Annotated in this window: 17 protein-coding genes and 1 pseudogene; 8 read left to right on the top strand and 10 right to left on the bottom strand. The window is 69.9% G+C overall.

All coding sequences use genetic code 11. The features are described 5' to 3' along the window. The first annotated feature begins 761 nt into the window (after positions 1–761). The 3 genes from fxlM to ACWD3I_RS46975 all read left to right on the top strand — a co-directional run bounded on the left by fxlM (position 762) and on the right by ACWD3I_RS46975 (position 4,591). Positions 762–3,119, top strand: a complete 2,358-nt coding sequence (gene fxlM, locus ACWD3I_RS46985) for a methyltransferase, FxLD system (protein ID WP_365408724.1) — start codon at positions 762–764, stop codon at positions 3,117–3,119. A 154-nt stretch (positions 3,120–3,273) separates the two neighbouring features. Beyond that, positions 3,274–3,729, top strand: coding sequence for a MazG-like family protein (locus ACWD3I_RS46980; protein ID WP_365408726.1), 456 nt, complete (start codon positions 3,274–3,276; stop codon positions 3,727–3,729). Positions 3,730–3,889: 160 nt separating this feature from the next. After that, entirely contained in the window at positions 3,890–4,591 is a 702-nt protein-coding gene (locus ACWD3I_RS46975; RefSeq protein ID WP_365408729.1) for a hypothetical protein, read from the top strand. A gap of 192 nt (positions 4,592–4,783) precedes the next feature. Here the strand turns inward: ACWD3I_RS46975 and ACWD3I_RS46970 are convergent, their stop codons facing one another. From ACWD3I_RS46970 to ACWD3I_RS46960, 3 genes are all read right to left on the bottom strand, one after another. After that, entirely contained in the window at positions 4,784–5,896 is a 1,113-nt protein-coding gene (locus ACWD3I_RS46970; RefSeq protein WP_365408732.1) for a sensor histidine kinase, read from the bottom strand. Between the two features lie 2 nt (positions 5,897–5,898). Next, positions 5,899–6,651 carry a response regulator transcription factor gene (locus ACWD3I_RS46965; RefSeq protein ID WP_365408735.1) on the bottom strand — a complete coding sequence of 251 codons (753 nt, stop codon included), beginning with the start codon at positions 6,649–6,651 and terminating at the stop codon, positions 5,899–5,901. A 668-nt stretch (positions 6,652–7,319) separates the two neighbouring features. Further along, on the bottom strand, positions 7,320–8,666 hold the full coding sequence (locus tag ACWD3I_RS46960) for a hypothetical protein (RefSeq protein WP_365408738.1): 1,347 nt from the start codon (positions 8,664–8,666) through the stop codon (positions 7,320–7,322). Positions 8,667–8,779: 113 nt separating this feature from the next. On the opposite strand from ACWD3I_RS46960, the gene ACWD3I_RS46955 reads away from it, so the two are divergent. Then, complete coding sequence (locus ACWD3I_RS46955) at positions 8,780–10,012, top strand: molybdopterin-dependent oxidoreductase (RefSeq protein ID WP_365408741.1); 1,233 nt, start codon at positions 8,780–8,782, stop codon at positions 10,010–10,012. Between the two features lie 337 nt (positions 10,013–10,349). Here ACWD3I_RS46955 and ACWD3I_RS46950 read toward each other — a convergent pair whose 3' ends face one another. The 4 genes and pseudogenes from ACWD3I_RS46950 to ACWD3I_RS46935 form a co-directional block, all read right to left on the bottom strand. Continuing rightward, complete coding sequence (locus tag ACWD3I_RS46950) at positions 10,350–11,183, bottom strand: class I SAM-dependent methyltransferase (protein ID WP_451084412.1); 834 nt, start codon at positions 11,181–11,183, stop codon at positions 10,350–10,352. Next, entirely contained in the window at positions 11,180–11,797 is a 618-nt protein-coding gene (locus ACWD3I_RS46945; RefSeq protein WP_365408744.1) for a TIGR04282 family arsenosugar biosynthesis glycosyltransferase, read from the bottom strand. The genes ACWD3I_RS46950 and ACWD3I_RS46945 overlap by 4 nt, the downstream gene beginning before the upstream one ends. Further along, positions 11,794–12,564, bottom strand: a complete 771-nt coding sequence (locus tag ACWD3I_RS46940) for a glycosyltransferase family 2 protein (RefSeq protein ID WP_365408747.1) — start codon at positions 12,562–12,564, stop codon at positions 11,794–11,796. Before ACWD3I_RS46940 ends, ACWD3I_RS46945 begins: the two co-directional genes overlap by 4 nt. A 415-nt stretch (positions 12,565–12,979) precedes the next feature. Beyond that, positions 12,980–13,396, bottom strand: a pseudogene (locus tag ACWD3I_RS46935) (GDP-mannose 4,6-dehydratase); the annotation flags it as partial. 282 nt (positions 13,397–13,678) lie between these two features. Between ACWD3I_RS46935 and ACWD3I_RS46930 the strand changes: the two are divergent. Together ACWD3I_RS46930 and ACWD3I_RS46925 are read left to right on the top strand one after the other, a co-directional pair. Continuing rightward, positions 13,679–13,858, top strand: coding sequence for a hypothetical protein (locus ACWD3I_RS46930; RefSeq protein WP_365408750.1), 180 nt, complete (start codon positions 13,679–13,681; stop codon positions 13,856–13,858). Positions 13,859–13,973: 115 nt separating this feature from the next. Then, positions 13,974–15,449, top strand: a complete 1,476-nt coding sequence (locus tag ACWD3I_RS46925) for a DUF1996 domain-containing protein (protein WP_365408753.1) — start codon at positions 13,974–13,976, stop codon at positions 15,447–15,449. 702 nt (positions 15,450–16,151) lie between these two features. On the opposite strand, the gene ACWD3I_RS46920 is transcribed toward ACWD3I_RS46925, so the two are convergent. Together ACWD3I_RS46920 and ACWD3I_RS46915 are read right to left on the bottom strand one after the other, a co-directional pair. Beyond that, complete coding sequence (locus tag ACWD3I_RS46920; RefSeq protein WP_365408756.1) at positions 16,152–16,307, bottom strand: hypothetical protein; 156 nt, start codon at positions 16,305–16,307, stop codon at positions 16,152–16,154. A gap of 928 nt (positions 16,308–17,235) precedes the next feature. Further along, the gene (locus ACWD3I_RS46915; protein ID WP_365408759.1) at positions 17,236–17,742 is read right to left on the bottom strand and encodes a MarR family winged helix-turn-helix transcriptional regulator; all 507 of its coding nucleotides are present in this window, start codon (positions 17,740–17,742) and stop codon (positions 17,236–17,238) included. A 143-nt stretch (positions 17,743–17,885) separates the two neighbouring features. Here ACWD3I_RS46915 and lgt point away from each other — a divergent pair, with 143 nt between their 5' ends. Together lgt and ACWD3I_RS46905 are read left to right on the top strand one after the other, a co-directional pair. Beyond that, entirely contained in the window at positions 17,886–18,770 is an 885-nt protein-coding gene (lgt, locus tag ACWD3I_RS46910; protein ID WP_365408762.1) for a prolipoprotein diacylglyceryl transferase, read from the top strand. 62 nt (positions 18,771–18,832) lie between these two features. Next, a complete protein-coding gene (locus ACWD3I_RS46905) occupies positions 18,833–19,759 on the top strand; it encodes a phosphatase PAP2 family protein (RefSeq protein WP_451084413.1) in 927 nt (308 codons plus the stop codon). Here ACWD3I_RS46905 and ACWD3I_RS46900 read toward each other — a convergent pair. Beyond that, complete coding sequence (locus ACWD3I_RS46900) at positions 19,726–20,010, bottom strand: MFS transporter (RefSeq protein ID WP_365408768.1); 285 nt, start codon at positions 20,008–20,010, stop codon at positions 19,726–19,728. The two genes, ACWD3I_RS46905 and ACWD3I_RS46900, sit on opposite strands and share 34 nt — an antisense overlap. Between the last annotated feature and the right edge of the window lie 271 nt (positions 20,011–20,281).

The following is a 20,281-nucleotide window of genomic DNA, read 5'->3' as shown; positions in this document are numbered from 1 at the left end:
AACTCCCGTGCTCGGCCCTGGATCTGGGGCAGACCCGCACCACCCACCAGGCACTTACGCCACCGCTATGTGTACGTCCTTTGAGGAATCCAGCATTACCGGTAGTTCGTTAAATACGGTAGTAGCGATCAAGGCCGTGTCCGGCGGCAACCGCGTCGATCGGGGCCTGGAGCTCGGAGGGCGGGTCCTTGTCCGTCCAGGCTTGACACCACCGGTCGAGGGTGACGGCGGGGGTGAGCCAGGAACGGACGGCCCGTAAGGCGAACTCTTTGCCGAGCGCGCCGACCGGACCTCGGACGCAGTGCCCGGCATGGCAGCCAACTCACGATGCCGACCGGATGCCCGCCCTCCAGCCCGACGGCATCCGGGCACTCGGTGTTTCGGCCAAGATCGCTCTCATCTCGGGCCGGTCCGGACACGGGTCGTTGCATCCTGCACGCCTCACCGCGCCCGCCCTTTGGCGGAAGTGAGCGCGTCTGAAAAACGTGCGTTCGAAAACCCTTCCGCCTCGTTGAGCCAGACACACTCGAACAATCACGCGACAGGAACGGGGAGGAACCGTTGGCCCCGGCGCAGAACAGCAGGCGGGGCGGGCCGGACCCCTCTCTGGTTCCGGCGTACCGGACACCAACCGCCCTCTTCCATCAGCAAGCTCCAGCTCGGGGTCACCCCAACTGACACAACCGCGTGCGGGAGCTGACCGGCACCCGAACCCGAGCACCACAGCGACAGCCGATCACCACACGATCAGGAGCAGCTCCGTGGCTTATGTCCGCCGGGATCAGTGGGACCAGCACTACGCGCAGGACCGGGGCTTTCGCCGGGTCGGCCAGGCCGAGAAGGTTCTGCTGGCCGAGCATGTTCCCGCGCCGGTCAACGGCCGGGCGCTGGAAGTGGGTTGTGGCACCGGGGAACTGGCGGCCTATCTGGGCGAACTGGGCTACCGCGTCGATGCCGTCGACTTCGCCGGCAGTGCGCTGGAGCGCGCTCGAGCCGAGCGGGCGGGCGCGGTGGGCGTTCGGTGGCTGTGCCTGGACGTTGCCCACGACGACCCGGTCGAGCTGAGCGAGGACGGATACGACCTGATCACCCTGCGCCTGGTGTATCCGTTTCTCGGCGATCGGCAGCGGGTCCTGCACGCGCTCGCCGGGCGGCTGCGTCCGGGCGGCGCGATCGTGGTGATCACTCCCCTGGCTGCCGGCACTCCCGCCGACCGGCGCGACATCGCGCTGGACGAGGACGAGGTCCGGGTGCTGACCGAGAGGTGGCAGAGCGTGGAGCGGTTCGACGCCGACGGCCTGGCGATGCTCGTCCTGCGCGGTGCCCGGCGGGAGTTCACCGCGATCGAAAGGGACGGGGCGCCGTCGGCGCAGGCCGTTGCCGGCGCGTGCATGGTGGTCACCGACGCCTGCGGGCGGGTACTGCTGGGGCGCTCCAGCGACGGTGTGTGGGAGCTGCCCGGAGGGCGCGTGGAGCCGGGCGAGGACTTCCCCACGGCGGCCGTGCGCGAACTGGCCGAGGAGGCCGGCCTCAGCTGCCGTATCGAAGACGCCCATCTGGTGGCCATCCTCCACGACGACCGGGGCGTTTTGCGGCGGCTTTCCGGCGTGGTGCGCGCCGTCGCCTGGTCCGGTGCACCGGCCGTCCCCGCCCCAGAGCGCCACCGGTTCGCACGGTGGGAGTGGCACGATCTGCACGCACTGGCTGCGCTCGGCCCGATCTTCTCACCGACCGCCCAAGCTTTGAATCTCGTGTGGCCGGGCGTGCTGCCGGGCCCGCCGCCCGTGCACACCTACCCGGTGGCCGGCCGGCGTCCGCCGGTGTCTGGCGAACCGCCGCAGGCGGCACGGCTGCGGCACGAGATGACCGAACAGATCTTCCAGCGCGGGTACCGCCTGTCGCCACCGGTCCTCGAAGCGCTGCGCAGCGTGCCCCGCCACCGGTACACGCCCGAAGCTTCTCTGGAGACGGCGTACGACGACGATCTCGCGGTCGTCACCGTCAGGAACGAGGAGGGGCGGGCGGTCAGCAGCGTCTCCGCCGCGTGGTTGCAGGGCATCATGATCGACGGCCTTCGCCCGCAGCCCGGGATGACCCTGCTGGAGGTCGGCTCGGGCGGCTTCAACGCCGAGCTCCTGGCCCACGTCATCGGCCGGCGCGGGCACGTGGTCACGGTCGACGTCGACCCCTACGTGGTGCACCGCACGCGGCAGTTGACGGCCGAGGCCGGCAGCGGCCGCGTCACCGCGATCCTCGGCGACGGGGCCCTGGGCGCACCCGACCATGTCCCCGCGAGCGGCTTCGACGGCATGGTGATCACCTACAACGTGTGGGACCTCGCACCGGCGTGGCGCGAGCAGCTCGCCGAGGGCGGCTACCTCGTCGTGCCGCTGGAAATGCACGGCTATACCCGCGCGATCACCCTGCACAAGCGCGGGAGCGTACTGGAGGCGGGCCCCGGCGACTGGACGTTCTGTGGGTTCATCCGCGACCGGGGGTCCGCCGCCCGCACCACCCCCACTGTCGATCTGCCCGATGGACTCCAACTCCGCTTCGAGGACGGGATCCCCGCCGACACTGCCGGCCTGGACCAGGCGGTGCGAGGGCCTCGCCACGAACTCGGCACGGGCGTGCAGGTGGCCGGCGGCGAGTCGTTCGAGACCCTGCAACTGCTCCTGGCCACCACGCTGGACGGGTTCTGCCGCCTTGCGGTGGACCGCGAGCGCGACGGCGGCCTGGCATCCGTGCCGCGCGGCGCGGACGCGGCCGCCCTGGTGCGTGAAAGGTCTCTGGCCTACCTGACCCACGTCCTGGTCCAGGACAGTGACACACCTGCCGAACGGCGCAGCGAGTTCATCGTCCACGCCTTCGGACCCGCCAGCGAAGGCCTCGCCCAGCAGATGGCCGCCCGGGTCCGCGACTGGGACAGCACCGTCCGCGCCGCGGGCTACCCCCACCTGACCCTGCACCCGGCCGGCACGGCGGACCAGGACCTGCCCGCGGGCCATGTGCTGGACAAGACGGATTCTCGGCTGGTCTTCCACTGGCCCGCCCTGGACAGCAGCACCCCGGCCAACACAACAGCAGACGACCTCAAGGACGCCGCAGACCTCCGGTGATCGTGCGGACCACCCCCGTTCGGTCACGCACTGCCTCCACGCCAACGATCACGTCATCAGCAGCAAAGACGCACCACTCCCGCCCACAGCCCCTCACCGCCGTCCTCGCCGAATCGTCGCCCGACCCGTCCTCCCTCAAGGAGACATACACACCGTGCGCAGCACTGTCTGGGACACCATCCACCGACTCGCCCGCCGCTTCAACGCACACGACACCGCGCTCGGCCTGGACCAAGACGAGCAGTGGAGCCTGCAAGTCCTCAAGATCGCCGAGGAGACCGGGGAAGCCTCCCAGGCAGTCATCGGCGCCCGCGGCACCAACCCCCGCAAAGCGACGACACCCTGGGAGGACGCTCATGCGGAAGTCGCGGATGTCGCCATCACAGCCCTGGTCGCTCTGGCCCGCATGCGCCCCGACGACGCCGCGGAATATCTCGACCGCATCTGGCGGCCAAATCGGCCAAGTTCCTTCTCGCCGGTCCCGCATCCGTCCCGGCCCCGGCGGAGCCGGCATGAGCAACTGCTGTGCCCTTTTCAGTTCCTTCTCCGCACGGCGCAGAAACCGAGGACTGCGGCGCCCGGCCTGCCCTCACTGCTTGCGTGCACATGATGGCCTTTCGCTCCCGTTCTACCTCACTGAGATGACACGTTCTCAGCAGCCCCAACAGGGAGCGCGTGAGATGTGCACCTCACCCCCCACTGCACCTATACGCCGCTTTCCGTAATAGCAGTCATCCGCTAATACGGACTTCTGACCTAGGGGGATGTAAGTGACCAACACCAACACGGGGTCGCCCGACGACACTGCGATGCCTGATGGACAAGGCGACAGCGGAGGAATCACGGGCGGGAAGGTCCCGATCAAAGTTGCCATCATCGCGGGCATAGCGGCCGTGGCAGCAGCCGTCATCCCGGTCGTGCTCATCCATGACGAAGGCTCGAACCCGCCGCGTCCGACGACAAGCAGTGTGGACCCGACAGGCGATGATCCGTGCGATCTCAACCGTCTGGGCGACTCCTGGAACCAGCCGCCTGCCTCGCGCTTCAACGTATCGCTCTTCGCCAACCGTCTGAGGCCTAGCGTCTACACAGTCGTCAGCCCAGGCAGTAGTCCGGAAGTCAGCGTCAAGGGACAACTCAGCCTGGACGTGCCTGCCGGTCAGGTCCTCTACCTCATCAGACGCCCTGACCCCGAGACCAAGGACTCCTACGGGAACCCGGGAAACGGACGCTACTACCCGGCGACACCCGTGACTCCTACATCCGCGGGCTGCTGGGAAGACGACAACCGGCCCGTCGGCTACCCAGGCGTCAAAGGTATCGGCCAGCTCTACATACTCGTCCTCGTCGGCCGAGACCAGGCCGCCGAGTTCCCCGCCGACCGCGCGGCGAAAGGATGGGACGGCTACAGCCAGGACCAATGGCGGGCGCTCAACTTCATCGACGTCATGAGCTTCAATGTCCCAACCTAATGCTGGGTTCCTCAAACGGTGTACACATATCAGCGCCGTGGTCGGCGAGTTGGTGGTGCGGGTCTGCCCCAGACCCAGGGGTTGGCATGGGCGTTGAGCTGGTCGGTCGCCAGGGTGGTGGCGTATTCGATGTCGTCGCGGTTGGCGAATGACCGGCCAGCGAGGGCGGCTTTGCGGAAGATGCGCTCCCGATCATGCCCCGGCCAGGGGAAGCGTCACTTCGAAGCGGCAGCCGCCGGGGACGTTGCGTACGGCGGCCTGGCCCCGGTGAGCCTCCACGATGCCTCGGACGATGGCCAGGCCGAGGCCCGCACCGGCGGGAGGAGTGCGGGCATGGGTACCGCGCCAACCGGTGTCGAAGACACGCGGCAGGTCCTCCTCGGGGATGCCCCCGCATCCGTCGGTGACGGACAGGACGACGCCGTCGGCGAAGCGCTCGGCGGTGACCGCGACGGTCCCGTCGGAGGGTGTCCGGCGGATCGCGTTGACCAGCAGATTGCCCAGCACTCGGCTCATCTCCTTGCCGTCCACCTCGACCGGCAACGGCTCGACGCGGTCGCCGACCAGCCACACCCCGTACTCGCGGGCGAGGGCGTCCGCTCCCGCAAGGGCGTCGCCCACTAGGTCGTACACCGACATGCGGGAAGGGGAAAGGGCGAGCGCCCCGGCGTGGATGCGCGACAGCTCGAAGAGGTCCCCCACCATGCCGTTGAGGCGTTCGACCTCCGTGCGCATCTGCCGAAGGTAACGGTGGGGGTCGGCGGCCACGCCGTCCTCCAGGGCCTCGGACATGGCACGCAGCCCGGCGAGGGGAGTGCGCAGGTCGTGCGAGATCCAGGCGACCAGCTCGCGTCGCGATGCCTCCAGGGCGCGCTCGCGATCGCGGGACTCGGCCAGCTTCGCACTGGTAGCGGCCAACTCCTGGCTGAGCGCCATCAGTTCGGCGGTCGCCGGGCCGTTCGGAGCCAAGAAGTGGCCGCCGTCGCCGAAAGATCGGGCGGCGGCGGTGAGCGCCCGGCTGCGGGCGACGACCCAGCGGCCGAGCAGCAGCGCGGTGGCCAGGGAGACGACCGCCGCCATCGCGACAACCATAGTGACAACCGTCAGGTCGTGCGGGGACAGGAACATCGCCTGCGCCACGGCCAGCGTGCCCGCGAGCATGGCGGTCACGGCCACGGCGGCGACCACGGCGAGGGACGCGGTCAGCGAGCGTCGCCGGATCAGCCACAGCACGCCCGCTCCTAGCAGCCCGGCCGCGACGGCGCCGAGGAAGGCGAAGAGGGCGATGAGGAAGGCGTCGCGCATGGTCAGACCACCTCCTCGCAGGGCGTGGCATCGAAGCGGTAGCCCACTCCCCACACCGTCTGGATCAGTCGTGGCCGGGCAGGGTCGTCCTCCACCTTGCCCCGCAGCCGGCGGACGTGGACGGTGACGGTGGACAGGTCGCCGAAGTCCCAGCCCCACACCTCGCGCATCAGCTCTTCGCGGCTGTAGGCGCGGCCGTGGTTGCGCAGGAGGAAGGCGAGGAGGTCGAACTCTCGGAGGGTGAGGCTGAGCTCGGTGCCGTTCTTGGTGGCGCGGCGGGCTGTCGGGTCGACGGTGACGCCTGCCGCGTGCACGGGACGCGCCGCGACGGCAGGCCGGGCCCGGCGCAGTACCGACTCGACCCGCAGGACCAGCTCACGGGGGCTGAACGGCTTCGTGACGTAGTCGTCGGCCCCCACTTCCAGGCCGAGGATCCGGTCGCCCTCGTCACCGCGGGCCGTGAGCATGATGACGGGCACGGGCCCGCGGGCACGTATCCGGCGGCACACCTCCAGGCCGTCCATGCCGGGCAGCATCAGGTCGAGCACCACCAGGTCCGGCCAGTGCGCCGCAGCCCGCGCGAGCGCGGAGTACCCGTCCCCTGCTACGTCCACTTGGAACCCGGCGCGGTCGAGATAGCCGGAGACGATCTCGGCGACGGTGGGGTCGTCGTCCACGACGAGGACGCGGGTCGTACCTCCATGCTCGCGTGGCGCATGTCCGGAGGAGTCTGCTGATTCGTGCGGCTGCTGCATGCGCTCAGCTTCCCACCGGCCTCATTGCGGTGCGGCAGGGCCGCCCCGACGTCCGTGTTTCGTAAGACCTTGACGCTCGTCACGGGCGACGCCAAGAGGAGTCCGCGTGGAGCCGAATTTTTACCAGGTCCTGACGCGGCGGCCGACCAGCTGCCTTGCCCACCCTCCGCTACCGACCCTGATCCTGTCGCCACTGATCCGCAGTGGCGGTCGCAGATCCGCGAGGAGCCAGGATCTGAGCAGGCCCAAGCAGCCCACGAACCACATGGCGAAGCCAAGGAGCCCTCTGTATGTCATGGGCGCCGGGTTCCTCGCGACCACGGCGGGTGGAACGACGGTGACCGTTGCCTCGGCCGATCACTCCGTCCTCATGCAGGGCAACGCGCCGGCCAATGCACTCGCTTCTCAAGGCTCTCTCGTCCATGACGACCGGTGAGGCTGGCTGACAGTGGTCAGCACGGGCAGCGGGACGGCGACATCCCGAACGCTGGCCAAAAGGCCGACACCCGGAGCTTCGTGATCACCCGGACTGCCGCTTGCAGACGGTCGATGTGTGAGGGCGCCGCGACAGGAGTGGTGGTCGTGTGCGCACCCCTCGCGATGGCAGGCTTTCGGCGGTGGGCGACCGCTGCGGTGACCGGTGACGCTCCCCGCGCGGGTCGCCATGGTTACCATCCCGTCAGCAGCAGGTGGTTGAGGAGCAGGGCGAGGGTGGCCTGGGCGGTGAGCCAGGCGCGGGGTCGGGTCAGGAACGCGCATGCCGAGAGCAACCACATCGCGAACGGCAGCCAGATGCGCTCTGTTTCCGCTTTGCTCATGCCGGAGAGGTCGGCGGTGAGGAGCGCGAGCAGGGCGGCGAGGGCGAGCAGGGCGAGGCGGGGTTCGGCGGTGGAGCGGCGCAGGCACGTGCGAATGCCCTGGCGTAGGGGAGTTGCGCCGGCTCGTCGCAGACCGGCCACCGTCGCCGGACCCACGACGAGTGCCGTGCATGCGAGGTTCGCCCATACCCAGTAGCCGTAGGGCCGGATGCCGCCGGCCCCTTGGTAGTAGCGGGTGACCAGCAGGTCGTACGCCTCTAACCAGTTGAAGCCCGCGAACGTGAACACGGCCGGGACGACGACGCATCCGGCGAGGACGTAGGGGAGGGGACGGAGGCGTCGGGCGCCGAGCAGCAGGACACCACCGGCGATCACCGCGAACAGTGTCAGCCCGTACGAAAGATACGCGGTGAGGCCGAAGAGGAGCCCGGAGGCGAGACCTGCCGACCGGGGCCGGTGTCCCGTGACGGCGAGGGCAAGGAACGCCACGGCCCAGGCGGCGACCGCCGCGAAGTACCCGTCCGCGGAGGTGCCCATCCACACGGCGGCCGGGGCCAGAACCAGGAAGGGCGCGGCGCGGCGGGCGAGCGCCTCCCCGGACAGCGCTCGTACGGTGATGAGGACCGCCACCGCCGCAGTCGCCCCGACGGTGATGCACCAGACGCCCGCCCAGGCCCCGCCGCCCAGCCCGATCCGGTCGAGGAGCACGAAGGTGAGGGTGGCGGCGGGGGGATGTCCGGCGACATGTGCGGGCCAGGCGTCGGGTGAGTGGATCAGGATGTGGTGGGTGAAGTCCCGCAGGGCGGCGGGGATGTCGTGGAAGCGGTTCACGGGGTCGATGACCTGGAGGTACTCGTACTTGGTCGTCAGGCGCCGGGCGATTCCGCGCTGCCATCCGTCGACCAGGGCGAGCGAGAACGTCCACGCCGTGGCGGTGCCCCAGGCAGTGCACAGCAGAGCGCGCCAGGGCAGCCGGGCGGCGATGAGCGGCCCGTACGCGACCACAGCCAGGGCCACCATGATGGCGGCGGGGGTGCCGGGGCCGACATGGGGCTCCCAATGGCCGTACAGCGGCGGCCAGCTGACATGAAGGTTTCCGTAACGGTGTTCCAGGACGGTGCCGATCACAGCCGCCGTCGTGACGAGCAGCGCTGCGGCCAGGGTCGCGGACAGGTCGCGGAGAAGATCGCGGTTCACACCGGCACGCTAGGCCTGGGAGGGCCGGATGAGGATCCGGTGAGCCTGGACGTCAGCGTTTCGTCATGTGTTGCGGGCTCCGTCCTCGGCCCGTCCCGGCCTACGGTCGGGACATGCGCGACCATCAACTCCCCACCTCTCCCGGTTTCTGGCGCAGCCCGCTGCGCAGCCCCTGGTTCACCTCCGTGCTCGGTATCGTGCTGCTCGGCGGGATCACGGTGCTCTTCGTCACGGGCCTTGTGTCGTACGCCGCCTACAACCCGGATCTGTCGCCGGTGAACGACAAGACCCCGGACAAGGGTCTGCTCGGCTTCTACCTCTTCGCCTGGCCGACCGACCCGCCCTGGCTCTACCGACTCACCCAGGGCGTCCACGTCACCCTGGGCATCGTGCTGATCCCCGTACTGCTGGCAAAGCTGTGGTCGGTCCTGCCAAAGCTGTTCACCCTGCCGCCCGTGCGCTCCCTCGCGCATGCGCTGGAGCGGATCTCGCTGCTTCTGCTCGTCGGGGGCGCACTGTTCGAGTTCACCACAGGCGTGCTGAACGTCCAGCTCGACTACCTCTTCCCCGGCTCCTTCTATCCGCTCCACTTCTACGGCGCCTGGGTGTTCTTCGCGGCGTTCGTGACGCACGCGGTGCTGCGGGTGCCGGCCGCGATACGCAACCTGCGCCACCTGCACGACGAGGAGAGCGAGCTCGTCTCCCCTAACCCCGCCCCGCCCACCGTCTCGCGCCGCGGCGCCCTCGCCTTCGTCGGCGGCGGATCCCTGCTCCTGCTGGCCACGACGGCGGGCCGGAGCTTCGACGGACCGCTGCGGGCAACGGCCCTGCTCGCGCCGCACGGCGGCCCCGAACCGGGTTCGGGACCCGGCGGCTTCCAGATCAACAAGACGGCCGCATCGCGCGGGATCAGCACGACGGAGACGAGTGACGAGGCGTGGCGGCTGGTGATCGAGGGGCAGCGACGGACGGTCCGGCTGAGCCGAACAGAGCTGCTGCAACTCCCCCTGCACAGCGTGGCGTTGCCCATCGCCTGCGTGGAAGGCTGGTCGACCTCCGACCAGTGGTGGCGGGGCGTACGCCTGCGGGACCTGGCGGCGCTCGTCGGGTACGAGACCGGCGCGGCGCCGGACGTACTGGTGGAGTCGCTCCAGCGGCGCGGGGCGTTCCGCCAAGCCGCCCTACGCGACAACCAGGTACGCGACCCGCGTTCCCTGCTCGCCCTGTTCGTCAACGGCGAGTCCCTCACCGCGGACCACGGCTACCCGGCGCGGATCATCGTCCCGGCGGCGCCCGGTGTGCTCAACACCAAGTGGGTGGCACGGATGACCTTCGGAGAGCTGTGATGCGACGACCTGTGACACGACGGCTTGTGGTGCGCCCGCGTGTGGGTAGCCCGCTGCAACTCCTGCTTCTCGCCTGTTCGTTCGCGCTGGCAGGGTATGCGGGCGTGCGACTGCTCGCGGACGACTGGCTCTCGGTCGTGCTGTGGTTCGTGGGCGCGGCGCTGCTGCACGACCTGGTGTTGCTGCCTCTGTACGCGGGCGCGGACCGGGTCGTCGCGCGGGGGCTGGGCGTGGTCGGCCGCCGGGAGTGGACGGTCTACGTGCGCGTCCCGGCGGCGTTCTCCGGCCTGCTACTGCTGATCTGGTTTCCGCTGATCAGCGGGCAGGTGGCGGACCACTACAGCTCCGCCACCACCCTGTCCGGCGACGGATTCCTGTCCCGCTGGCTTTTGATCACCGCGGTGCTGTTCGGCGGCTCGGCGGTGGTGCTCCTGCTGCGGTCAGCGCGGTTGCGCAGGGCGACGAAGGAGCGGCCGCCGGTCGTCCACTGACGCTCCGGGCGCCAGCCAGCGCGTGTCGCGAGCCGGAGCAGGGCCGATGTGCCGAGACGGGCCCAGGGGAAGGGCGGACCGGCCGTGCCGTGAGCGCCGGCGGTGAAGCTCACGACGTGGACGGTGACGCGTTCGTCAACCTCACGGTCCGGGACCGTCTCCGCGATCAACAGGCCCTTCTGGCCGAGGAGTTGAGACATCCGCCGAAGGAGGGCGGTCGGGTCGCCGCCGATGCCGATGTTGCCGTCGATGAGGAGGACCGTGTCCCAACGCCCTTCGGCCGGGAGCGCCTCGAAGACGGAGCGTTGCAGAGCCTGGCCGCCGAGCCGCACCGTGCGGGCGACGGCGGCTTCGCTCACGTCGACGCCGAGCGCCGGCCGGCCCCGGGCCGCGAGTTCGGCGACGAGCCGCCCCGGACCGCACCCCACATCGAGTACAGCGCCTTCGCAGTGCTCCAGAACATCCATGTCCGCCGCGTCGGCCCTGGCGCACCAGCGTTCCACCTCCAGCGGCAGCAGCCAGCCGTCGGCGCGACGAAGGAAGAGCGGGCCCCGGCCGGTGACCAGGGCCTCGGAGTAGGGGTCGGCAGCCCAAGGGCGCGCGGCGGCCATCGACGCGACAGGCGCGAGGCGATCCAGGGCGCTCACCCTCGGTGACGCGATCTCATGTGCGGTGCTCATCGGCCGACAGCCGCCCCGAGACGCTCCAGTTCGGCGGCGAAGCTGCTCCCCGGCACGGCCGCGGCGACCGCCTCCGCGTCGTCGGCGGTGTCCACGTCTCGCAGGCAGGGCAGCTCGTGTACACGTAGGCCCGCGACAGCGAGCCGTTCACGCTGCAGGGCACCCGTCGTGGGCGTGGACATCGGCACACCGCGCAGCAGCTCGGGGTCCGGGTGGGCGAGACCCAGCGCCCAGAAGCCGCCGTCCTCGGCCGGCCCGAAGTACGCGTCGCAGTCGGCGAAGTCGACGGTGAGCAGTGCGGACGTCACCTGGGGGGTGTCCATGCCGATGAGCAGCGCGGGTCCCTCGCAGCCGGCGAAGGCGGCGGCCAGCCGCTCGTCCAGACCGCCTGCGCACTGCGGGACGACGTCGAAGCCGGGAGGCAGCCAGGGTCCGGGAGCGCCGTCGAGTACCAGGACGCGGCGGCGGGCGGGTGTGGCCGCCACCGTGCGCAGGGTGTCCACGAGCGCCGCCTCGGCGAGCGTCGCCGCTTCGCGAGGCGTGAACGGCGGGGTGAGCCGGGTCTTGACCCGTCCTGGCCGCGGTTCCTTGGCGATGACGAGGAGAGTGGTCACTGAGCGGTTCCTCCTGGGAGTACGGCGAATGAGTCGGCACCTGCCCCGTCCGGGGGCACCGGTGGTTCAGCCAGGACGCGGTTCATGTCCCGTACCGCTTGCCAGGTTCCGCGCCAGGTACCGGTGACCTTGGAGGCACCGGTGCGCGGCAGGTAGGGCACGTCGTGCTCGACGACACGCCAGCCGGCGTCGGCCGCGCGCACGACCATCTGCAGCGGGTAGCCGCTGCGGCGGTCCGTGAGTTCCAGGGCGAGCAGCTGTTCACGACGGCCGGCACGGAGTGGACCGAGATCGTGCAGGCGCAGCCCCGTGCGGCGGCGCAGCATCCGTGCCAGCGCCACGTTGCCCAACCGGGCGTGCGCGGGCCAGGCGCCCCGGCCCTGGGGACGGCGCCCCCCAAGCACCAGGTCGGCCTCACCGTCGCACACCTCGCGGACGAAGGGCATGAGCAGGGACGGGTCGAGGGAGGCGTCGCAGTCACAGAAGCACACGATCTCAGCGGTGGCCGCAGTCAGCCCGGCGTGGCAGGCGGCGCCGAAGCCACGGCGCGTCTCACGCACGACGGTCGCGCCGAGGTCGCGGGCCAGTTCCGGCGAGCCGTCCGTTGATCCGTTGTCCACCACCAGCGCGCGCCATGTGGGCGGGATACGGGCGAGGACCCAGGGCAGAGCCTCAGCCTCGTTCAGACAAGGGAGCACCACGTCGACAGTCGCCGCGGTCGTCCCCGCTTCCGATCGCGTTACAGGAGAAGTCGTCACGGCTTTCACCCTACGAAGACAAAGGGTATGTAAGGGACTTCGACTCCTTACGAAACGCGGACGTCAAGGAAGGGAGCAGCGCACCGAAGTGCCGTCGGCAGGAGTCCGGTTGCGTGCGTGAGCGGCACGCGCCTCCGGCGCTCAACCGGCCCTGCAGCACGGGTGGTCACCGGGATACGGACATGGAGACCTGACGTGCGAACGCTGCTCGTCTCCCTCATTCGTCGGCGCTGTCGCGGTCACCGCGATGCTCGCGGAGCCGTGGCCGTGGTGCCGGCGACGGCCTTGCCAGCCCACACCGTGTGACACCAGCCGCCGCGATGGCAGCCGCCATCTCCCCGGCGACCGCGCTGCTGCTCGACTGCCAGCCCCTCGGCCCAATTCCGTCCGCCTCCCGCTCCGCCGCAACAGGCCCGGTCGAGTCCTACTCCTCGCGCAACCCTGCCCTCGCGAATTCCCGCATGCCCTCCTCGAAGCCGACCTCGGCTTTCCAGCCCAGCTCAGCCCGCAACCGCGACGAGTGGGCCGTGATGTGCCGTACGTCCCCCAGGCGGTACTCCCCCGTCACCACGGGCTCCGGCCCGCCGTATGCGGACACCAACGCCCGCGCCATCTCGCCGACCGTGCGGGGCTCCCCGCTGCCGGTGTTGTACGCCGCCAGCGCTCCAGCCGGGGACTCGGCCTCCAACGCCGCCACATTGGCCGCCGCCACATCCCGTACGTGCACGAAGTCCCGCCGCTGCCCGCCGTCCTCGAAGACACGCGGTGCCTCGCCCCGGGCGAGCGCGGACCGGAAGAAGGACGCGACCCCCGCGTACGGGGTGTCGCGTGGCACGACCGGCGGCGGCGAGGTACGAGGCAGGCGTGAGCAGGCATACCAGGCGCAGGTCGAAGTCGCAGGTCCGGATGACCATCGCCGGGGCCGGCGTCCTCGCTTCGGCGGCGGTCGCGACCAAGGTGGCCATCGCCTCGGCGGGAGAAGTCCCCCGCGGGCACCTACGCGACCGGCGGCAAGGGCGGGGACCAGGTCGACGCACCCACCGACTCCCTCGCCTCCCAGGGCTCACTCGTCTACGACCGCGGCTCGCATCTGCTTCTGGCAGTCAACGCAGGCAGCGGCACCGTGACCTCCTTCCGGGTCGAGGGACAGAAACTGACGGACCGGCGGGTGGTGCGCTCGGGCGGGGACTTCCCCTCGTCCATCGCGGTGTCCGGCAACCTCGCCTACGTCATGAACGCGGGCGGCGCGGGCAGCGTCCAGGGCTTCAAGATCACGGGCCACCGAGTTCTTACGGAGGCATGACATGAGGTCAGGAACCCGCTTTCACGCCGATCGCATCCGTAACCCTGGTCACCGAGTCGCGATCGACCGAGAGATCACCAAGCACTACCTGACTCGAGAACGCCAGAGGAGTCCCATGCGACGCAACACCCGCAAGCGGTCCAGGACAACACATCGGGCCATCGCCGCCGCGGCAGGTCTCGCTCTGGGAGCGGGAGGGCTGATAGCGGTGAATGTGTACGCCTCCGCCCACGAGAGCGGAAACAGCAGCACCACGAAGCGCGCTCCCCAGGACCGGGCGAACCAGGTCCTCGCGGCCGGTAACGTCACGATCAGCTGCCCGGATGTCGGGGCGAAGCTGACCACGGTCCCCGAGCAGGCCAGAGCACAGGTCGACAGGGAACTCGCGCTCCTGGACCAACAGGTGGCCGAGGCCTACCAGCGACTGCAGACTTCGGTCAGAGCCATCCGACAGGACAGCAACTTCGCCGACAACGCGATCATGGGGCCGCTGAAGGACAAGCGGATCGCGACCATCGACCGGATCCAGATCGCCATTGGCAGGTCCGCTCCCAGGCCCCAGGGTCTTGAATCCCTGGCCTCCTGCTCGCTGCGCTCGGCCGGCGGCCAGGAACAAGGCCAAGGCCAGGAACGAGGCAACGGCGCCGGCCAGAACGGCAACGGCGACCAGGGCGCAAACGGTCCGGTGGCGGCGGACTTCGTGGACATCACCAAGGTCCGGCCCAATGTGCAGAACCCCCCTGGGCAGCGCGGCGCTTCCCAGGGTGTGTTCACGACCCGGTGCGGCGTCAACGCGAACAAGTTGTACAACTCCGACAACATCATCGTCGCGCCCGGTGTCGACAACGGCGCCCACCACACGCATGACTACGTCGGCAACCAGGACAACGACGCGTTCACCTCCAACGAGGAGTTCGCCGCCGCCGCGACCAGCTGCCGCAATCAGCGAGACAAATCCACGTACTACTGGCCTGTGCTCCGCCTGCAGGACGGCACCCAGGAATTCGACGCCAAGCAACTCGGCGGCGGCGCCGAGGGCAACAGCGGCCGGATCTTGACCGCGTCCAAAGTCACCTTGAACTTCGTCGGCAACCCGCGCGGCAAGGTCGTGGCAATGCCCAAGTTCCTGCGGATCATCACCGGTGACGCCAAGGCATTCACCAACGGCACCGCCAACGCCAACTCGGCATGGAGCTGCACCGGCTTCGAGAACCGGCAGCTGACGGACAAGTACCCGATCTGCCCCCAGGGCAGCAAACTGGTCCGCACGTCGAAGTTCCAGAGCTGCTGGGACGGCCGCAGTATCGACAGTGCCAACCACCGCTCGCACGTCGCCTTCGCCGACCCGAAGACCGGCGCCTGCCCGAACGGCTTCAAGGCCATCCCGCAGCTGGTCCAGCGCCTGGTCTACGCCGTAAAGGCACCGAGTCTCAACGACAACGGAAAGTCCATACCCTTCTACGCAGTGGACGGTTTCCCGGAGCAGATGCACAAGCCGATCACCGACCACGGCGACTTCATCAACGTTTTCGACGAGAACCTGATGAACCAGATGGTCCAGTGCATCAACACCGGCCGCAAGTGCCAGTGATCACCCCTCCCGGAATCTGAGACCCGCCGAGCCAACCCGAGCCGGCCTGCGTGGCACTCACTTCGCAGGCCGGCTCACCGCGCCTTGCATGCAGCGGGCACCGCGCTATCCGCACGCCCTGCGCCCAGAGGTGGCAGATCGACGCAGCCGCTACCATCATCGCCGTCTTGCTCGCGGAGAAAGCAGCCCTGCGCGAGCAGGGCACCAAACAATCGGCCGTCATCATCCCCCTCGACCGCACCCGCTTCACTTCTGAGTGAAGCCCCCTGGCCCTGCAGGTCGTAGGCGCCTGATTGTCAGCCATTAGCGACACCTCACCGGACACCGCCGCTGCGTGCCCGTCCGGCCATAGCCGACAGACGGCATGAAGAGGTCCGTAATGATTGCCGGAAGTCGGCAATGAAGTGGCGCGCCTCGCCGTGTCAGGATTCCGTCAAGTCGGGGATCGGCGACAGGTGACCGGGGACGGCGCCCATGGCCTGGCCGATCACAAGGGAGGGGGGTGGCGTGGGGCTGCAGCACGCGACGGGCGGGCGACGGCGGCACAGCACGATCGGCACGGTACAGGCCGCGTTGGCCGTGCTGAAGGTGGGCGGAACGTCCATGGGAGCACTGCTGCAGCACCCCGACACGAGCCTGTTGGCCAAGGGCCGCGGGCCTCTCGGCGGCAACCCCGTCCTCGTAGTCGGCCTCGCCCTGCTCTCACTCCTCGGCGGCTTGGCGCTGCGCGAGAAGTGCCGAGAGCAGGTCGGCGCCGCCCGGGAACTCAACCCGGGGGAACAGCGGGTGGTTGACGGCGTGAGCCGCGTCCTGTTGGCCGCGTCGCTGCTCGTCCCGTTGCTCGTCATGGTCCTGCACCAATTCGGTTCGTCCGGCAGCAGTCACGAGGCTGGCCAGGGGGACGGCCGCGAATCGTCACCGCTTCCCAGTCCGCGGCAAGACCCGGTGCCCACCCCGCCACCCGCACAGCATGCCGGGCACGCCGGGCACAGCATGCACTTCGGGCTGACGCGCATCCAACTCGGTCTCGGCATCGCCCTGCTTGTCGAGGTCGTCATGATCGCCGGGCTGCATCTGTGGCGGTATCTGACCCGGCCGCCGGCGTCCGAGGCCCCGGCAACACACGTGACGCTCGACGACGAGCAGGAACGCCTAGCCCACGCCGTAGACTCCGGGCGCCGTGCCCTACTGGCGGGAACCGACGCCCGCGCAGCCGTCATCGCCTGCTATGCCGCCATGGAGAAGTCGCTCGCCGACTCCGGCGTAATCCGGCGCGTCTCGGACAGCCCGCAGGATCTGCTGGAGCGGGCCGTCGCCGGGGGCCTGCCTACGGGGGCGGTCGCCGCCGTGCTCACCGCGCTGTTCCGCGAGGCCCCGCTGGCATCGCGATCGGGCGACGCGCCCTCGGGCACCCGATCCGGCGACGGACGGCACCGCCCCCACAGCACCAGAGCGATGCTGCAGGGCATCGGACCGCCCAGGCCGGACCAGGCCCACGAGGGCGTGACGGAACCCGCCCACCCGTCACGGAACGTGCACACGATGCACGCAGCCGGACGGGGACACAGCGAACGCGGGAGACCAGCGCATCCAACACCGTTCGGGATGCGCGCAGTTCCGGGAGTTCCTCGACGACGTCTCGGCCGGACGCCGGCAAAGTCCCGGGCGGGGCGAAGCCCTCCTGGTGCTCATCGAGCACGCCCGGCAAGCGGCGGCGTCACTCATGCCCGCCGACCAGGACGAGCCCACCGGGCAACGGCCCGGCACGGCGGCCTGATCCCGTACCTCAGCCCGCCGCCGGTTTGTCGTCCGGCTCGCCCAGCTCCTCGGCGAGCTGGAAGAGGCCCGGCAGCGCACCGACGATGGCCACCCGTGCATCCTCGTCGAGGGCGCCGATGGCGGCATCCATACGGCGTTCATGAGCTGCGGTCCAGGCGACGAGCTGTTCGCGTCCTGCATCGGTGAGGGTGACGACGGATGCGCGGCGGTCGGCGGGGTCGACCTCGCGGACGACCAGCCCCGCGCTGATCATCTGACCGATGAGACCGCTGACGGTGCTGGGGGCCAGGCGCTGGCGGGCGGCCAAATCACTGATCCGGGCCGGTGAGTGCTCGCCGAGCACCTGAAGCAGCTCGACCTGCGCCATGGGGAGGGTCTCCCACGGGTAGTCGGTGCGGATTGAGGCGCGCAGCGCGCGGCGCAGCCGGGTGACCGCCTCGGTGAGCAACCGGGCGTCCGATGCCTCGGCGGCGGGCCGGGACAGAGGGACTTCGGAGTGGGACTGCGCGGACATGCGGCAAGACTAACGGGACGGCCCGCGGGTGCCTGCCCTTCATCCGGGGCTCCGACCATCAGATACTTCGGTGTCCGATGTATTGTCGGGCGGGTCTTCCCCGGCACATCGCCGGGCCTCGCGCATGCAGAACGGTCGAGCTCATGAATCTGGCGTACCTGCCCAGCCCCTCCCACGGGGTGTGGCACCTCGGACCGGTGCCGATCCGCGCGTACGCGCTGTGCATCCTGGCCGGCATCTTCACCGCCGTGTGGCTGACCGGCCGCCGCTGGGAGGCCCGCGGCGGACGGCGGGAGGACATCGCGGACATCGCGGTGTGGGCGGTACCGTTCGGTATCCTCGGCGGCCGTCTCTACCACGTGATCACCGACCCGGAGCTGTACTTCACCGCCGGCAAGCAGCCCATCCGCGCCCTGTACATCTGGGACGGCGGTCTGGGCATCCCCGGCGCGGTGGCGCTCGGCGCGGTCGGTGCCTGGCTGGGCAGTCGCCACCGCGGCATCAAGCTCGCCGACTTCGCCGACGCCGTCGCACCCGGTCTGGTACTGGCCCAGGCGATCGGGCGGTGGGGGAACTACTTCAACCAGGAGCTGTACGGCCGTCCCACCGATCTGCCGTGGGCGTTGTACATCGACCCCGCGAACCGGCCCCCCGACAGCCCGGACATCGCCCTGTACCACCCCACTTTCCTCTACGAGTCCCTATGGAACCTGGGCGTGATGGCGCTGCTGCTGTTCCTCGACCGCCGCTGGCACCAACGGCTGCGCAGGGGACGACTGTTCGCCTGCTACGTCCTGGCCTACACGGCCGGCCGGGCCTGGATCGAGGCGCTGCGCATCGACCACGCCAACCATTTCCTGGGCCTGCGGCTGAACGACTGGGTGTCCCTGGTGCTGTTCACCGGCGCGCTGGTGTACCTGATCGTCACCCGCCGTCCTCGCCCGGACGACGACGCGCCGCACCCGGACGAGGAGGGGGAAGAAGGGGTCTCGCAGCCGGCCCAGGCGTCCGGGGGGAAGCGGTCGTGACATCCGTCCCGGACGCGGATACATCACGGGCCGCGGCCGAGCGGCCGTACACGGGATGGGGCATCGGCCCGCTGCTGCCCGCCCGGCTTCGGCCGGTCACCCGGCCCCGGCTGTGGGTGGAGCTGGCCTTCACTGCGCTGCTCTATTGGGCCTACACCCTCACCCGCAACGCCGTACCCGCCCACCGCACCGCCGCCCTGCACCGCGCCCACGAGATCCTGGCCACGGAGCAGACCCTGCATGTGAACATCGAGCTGGCGGTCAACCATGCGGCCGACAAGGTGGACTGGCTGATCGTGGGGATGAACTACTACTACGCCACCCTGCACTTCATCGTCACCACCGCCGTGCTGGTGTGGCTGTACGTCTGCCACCCCGACCGCTACCGCTCGGTGCGCACCACCCTGTACGCCGCCACCCTGCTGGCCCTGGCCGGCTTCGCGTTCTGCGCCACCGCCCCGCCCCGCTTCCTGGCTGGCCAGGGCTTCGTCGACACCGTGGTCGCCCACCACACCTGGGGCTCCTGGGCGTCCGGGGACGTGGCGTCGCTGTCCAACCAGTACGCCGCCATGCCCTCGGTGCACATCATCTGGTCCACCTGGTCCGGCCTGACGCTCGCATGCCTCGCCCACCGCACCTGGGTGCGGGTGCTGGGGATCTGCTATCCGCTGGCGACGGTCACCGTCATCCTGGCCACCGCCAACCACTTCGTCACCGACGCGCTCGCCGGGGTCGCGACCCTCGCCGTGGCATTCCTGCTCCAGCGGTTGCTCACTGGACGCCGGGCCTATCCGTCACGGCGGTTGCCGGCCGGCGCGGCCGCGCGCTGGCCGTCCCGGAAGTTGCCCGCCGCCGGAGGTCCCCTCCGGCAGCGTGCTCCCCAACCGTCCGACCCCCGGTTCACGTCCCGCCGCACAGCGCTTGTCGGCCAGCCCTTTGGGCGACAAGTTCCCGCCTACCGGGTCAGTGGCGTCGGCGAGCAGGTCTGAGGGCACGTTGGTGTCGCCGACCGGTCGGTGGGTTGGTCGGCGTAGTAGGTGAACAGGGCGGAGCCGAGGATGGCGATGCCGAAGGAGCGGCCGCACTCGATCACCGTGTCGTTGTCGGCACCGCCGACGGCCAGCTCGTCCTCGGGGCAGGCTCCCATGATGGTCTCGGTGCACGGCGAGAACGCCAGGCCGAGGGCGAGCAGGGCCCAGGTGATGCCCGAGTATGTGGTGGACTGCGTGATCCGTGACAAGAACAGCGGAGACAGGGGCCCCGCCGAGCGTCCCGGCGGTGACGATCGCCTTCATGCCCTGACGCGGGGTGAGGAAACCGGTCACAATCGTGCCCACGCACACGGCGGCGGCCAGCGGCGGCAACAGACGTAGCCCGATGACGAGCGGGCTGTAACCCATGACGAACTGGAGCTGCTGGGCGAGGAACTAGAAGGCGCCGAAGACGCGGGAAAGAACAGCGCAACGGCCAGGTTGGCGTCGGAGAACTGCCGGTCGCGGTACTCGCGCACG

Source organism: Streptomyces sp. NPDC002817, from assembly GCF_053592055.1.
The sequence above is the reverse complement of the archived record's forward strand: the minus strand, read 5'-3'. Positions and strand labels throughout refer to the sequence as shown.

Excerpts from the sequence above, each read along its gene's own strand:
- ACWD3I_RS46965 (WP_365408735.1), bottom strand. The coding sequence starts at position 6,651 with ATGCAGCAGCCGCACGAATCAGCAGACTCCTCCGGACATGCGCCACGC.
- ACWD3I_RS46915 (WP_365408759.1), bottom strand. The coding sequence starts at position 17,742 with ATGTCCGCGCAGTCCCACTCCGAAGTCCCTCTGTCCCGGCCCGCCGCC.
- ACWD3I_RS46925 (WP_365408753.1), top strand. The coding sequence starts at position 13,974 with ATGCGACGCAACACCCGCAAGCGGTCCAGGACAACACATCGGGCCATC.
- ACWD3I_RS46970 (WP_365408732.1), bottom strand. The coding sequence starts at position 5,896 with ATGCGCGACGCCTTCCTCATCGCCCTCTTCGCCTTCCTCGGCGCCGTC.
- lgt (WP_365408762.1), top strand. The coding sequence starts at position 17,886 with ATGAATCTGGCGTACCTGCCCAGCCCCTCCCACGGGGTGTGGCACCTC.
- ACWD3I_RS46955 (WP_365408741.1), top strand. The coding sequence starts at position 8,780 with ATGCGCGACCATCAACTCCCCACCTCTCCCGGTTTCTGGCGCAGCCCG.
- ACWD3I_RS46950 (WP_451084412.1), bottom strand. The coding sequence starts at position 11,183 with ATGAGCACCGCACATGAGATCGCGTCACCGAGGGTGAGCGCCCTGGAT.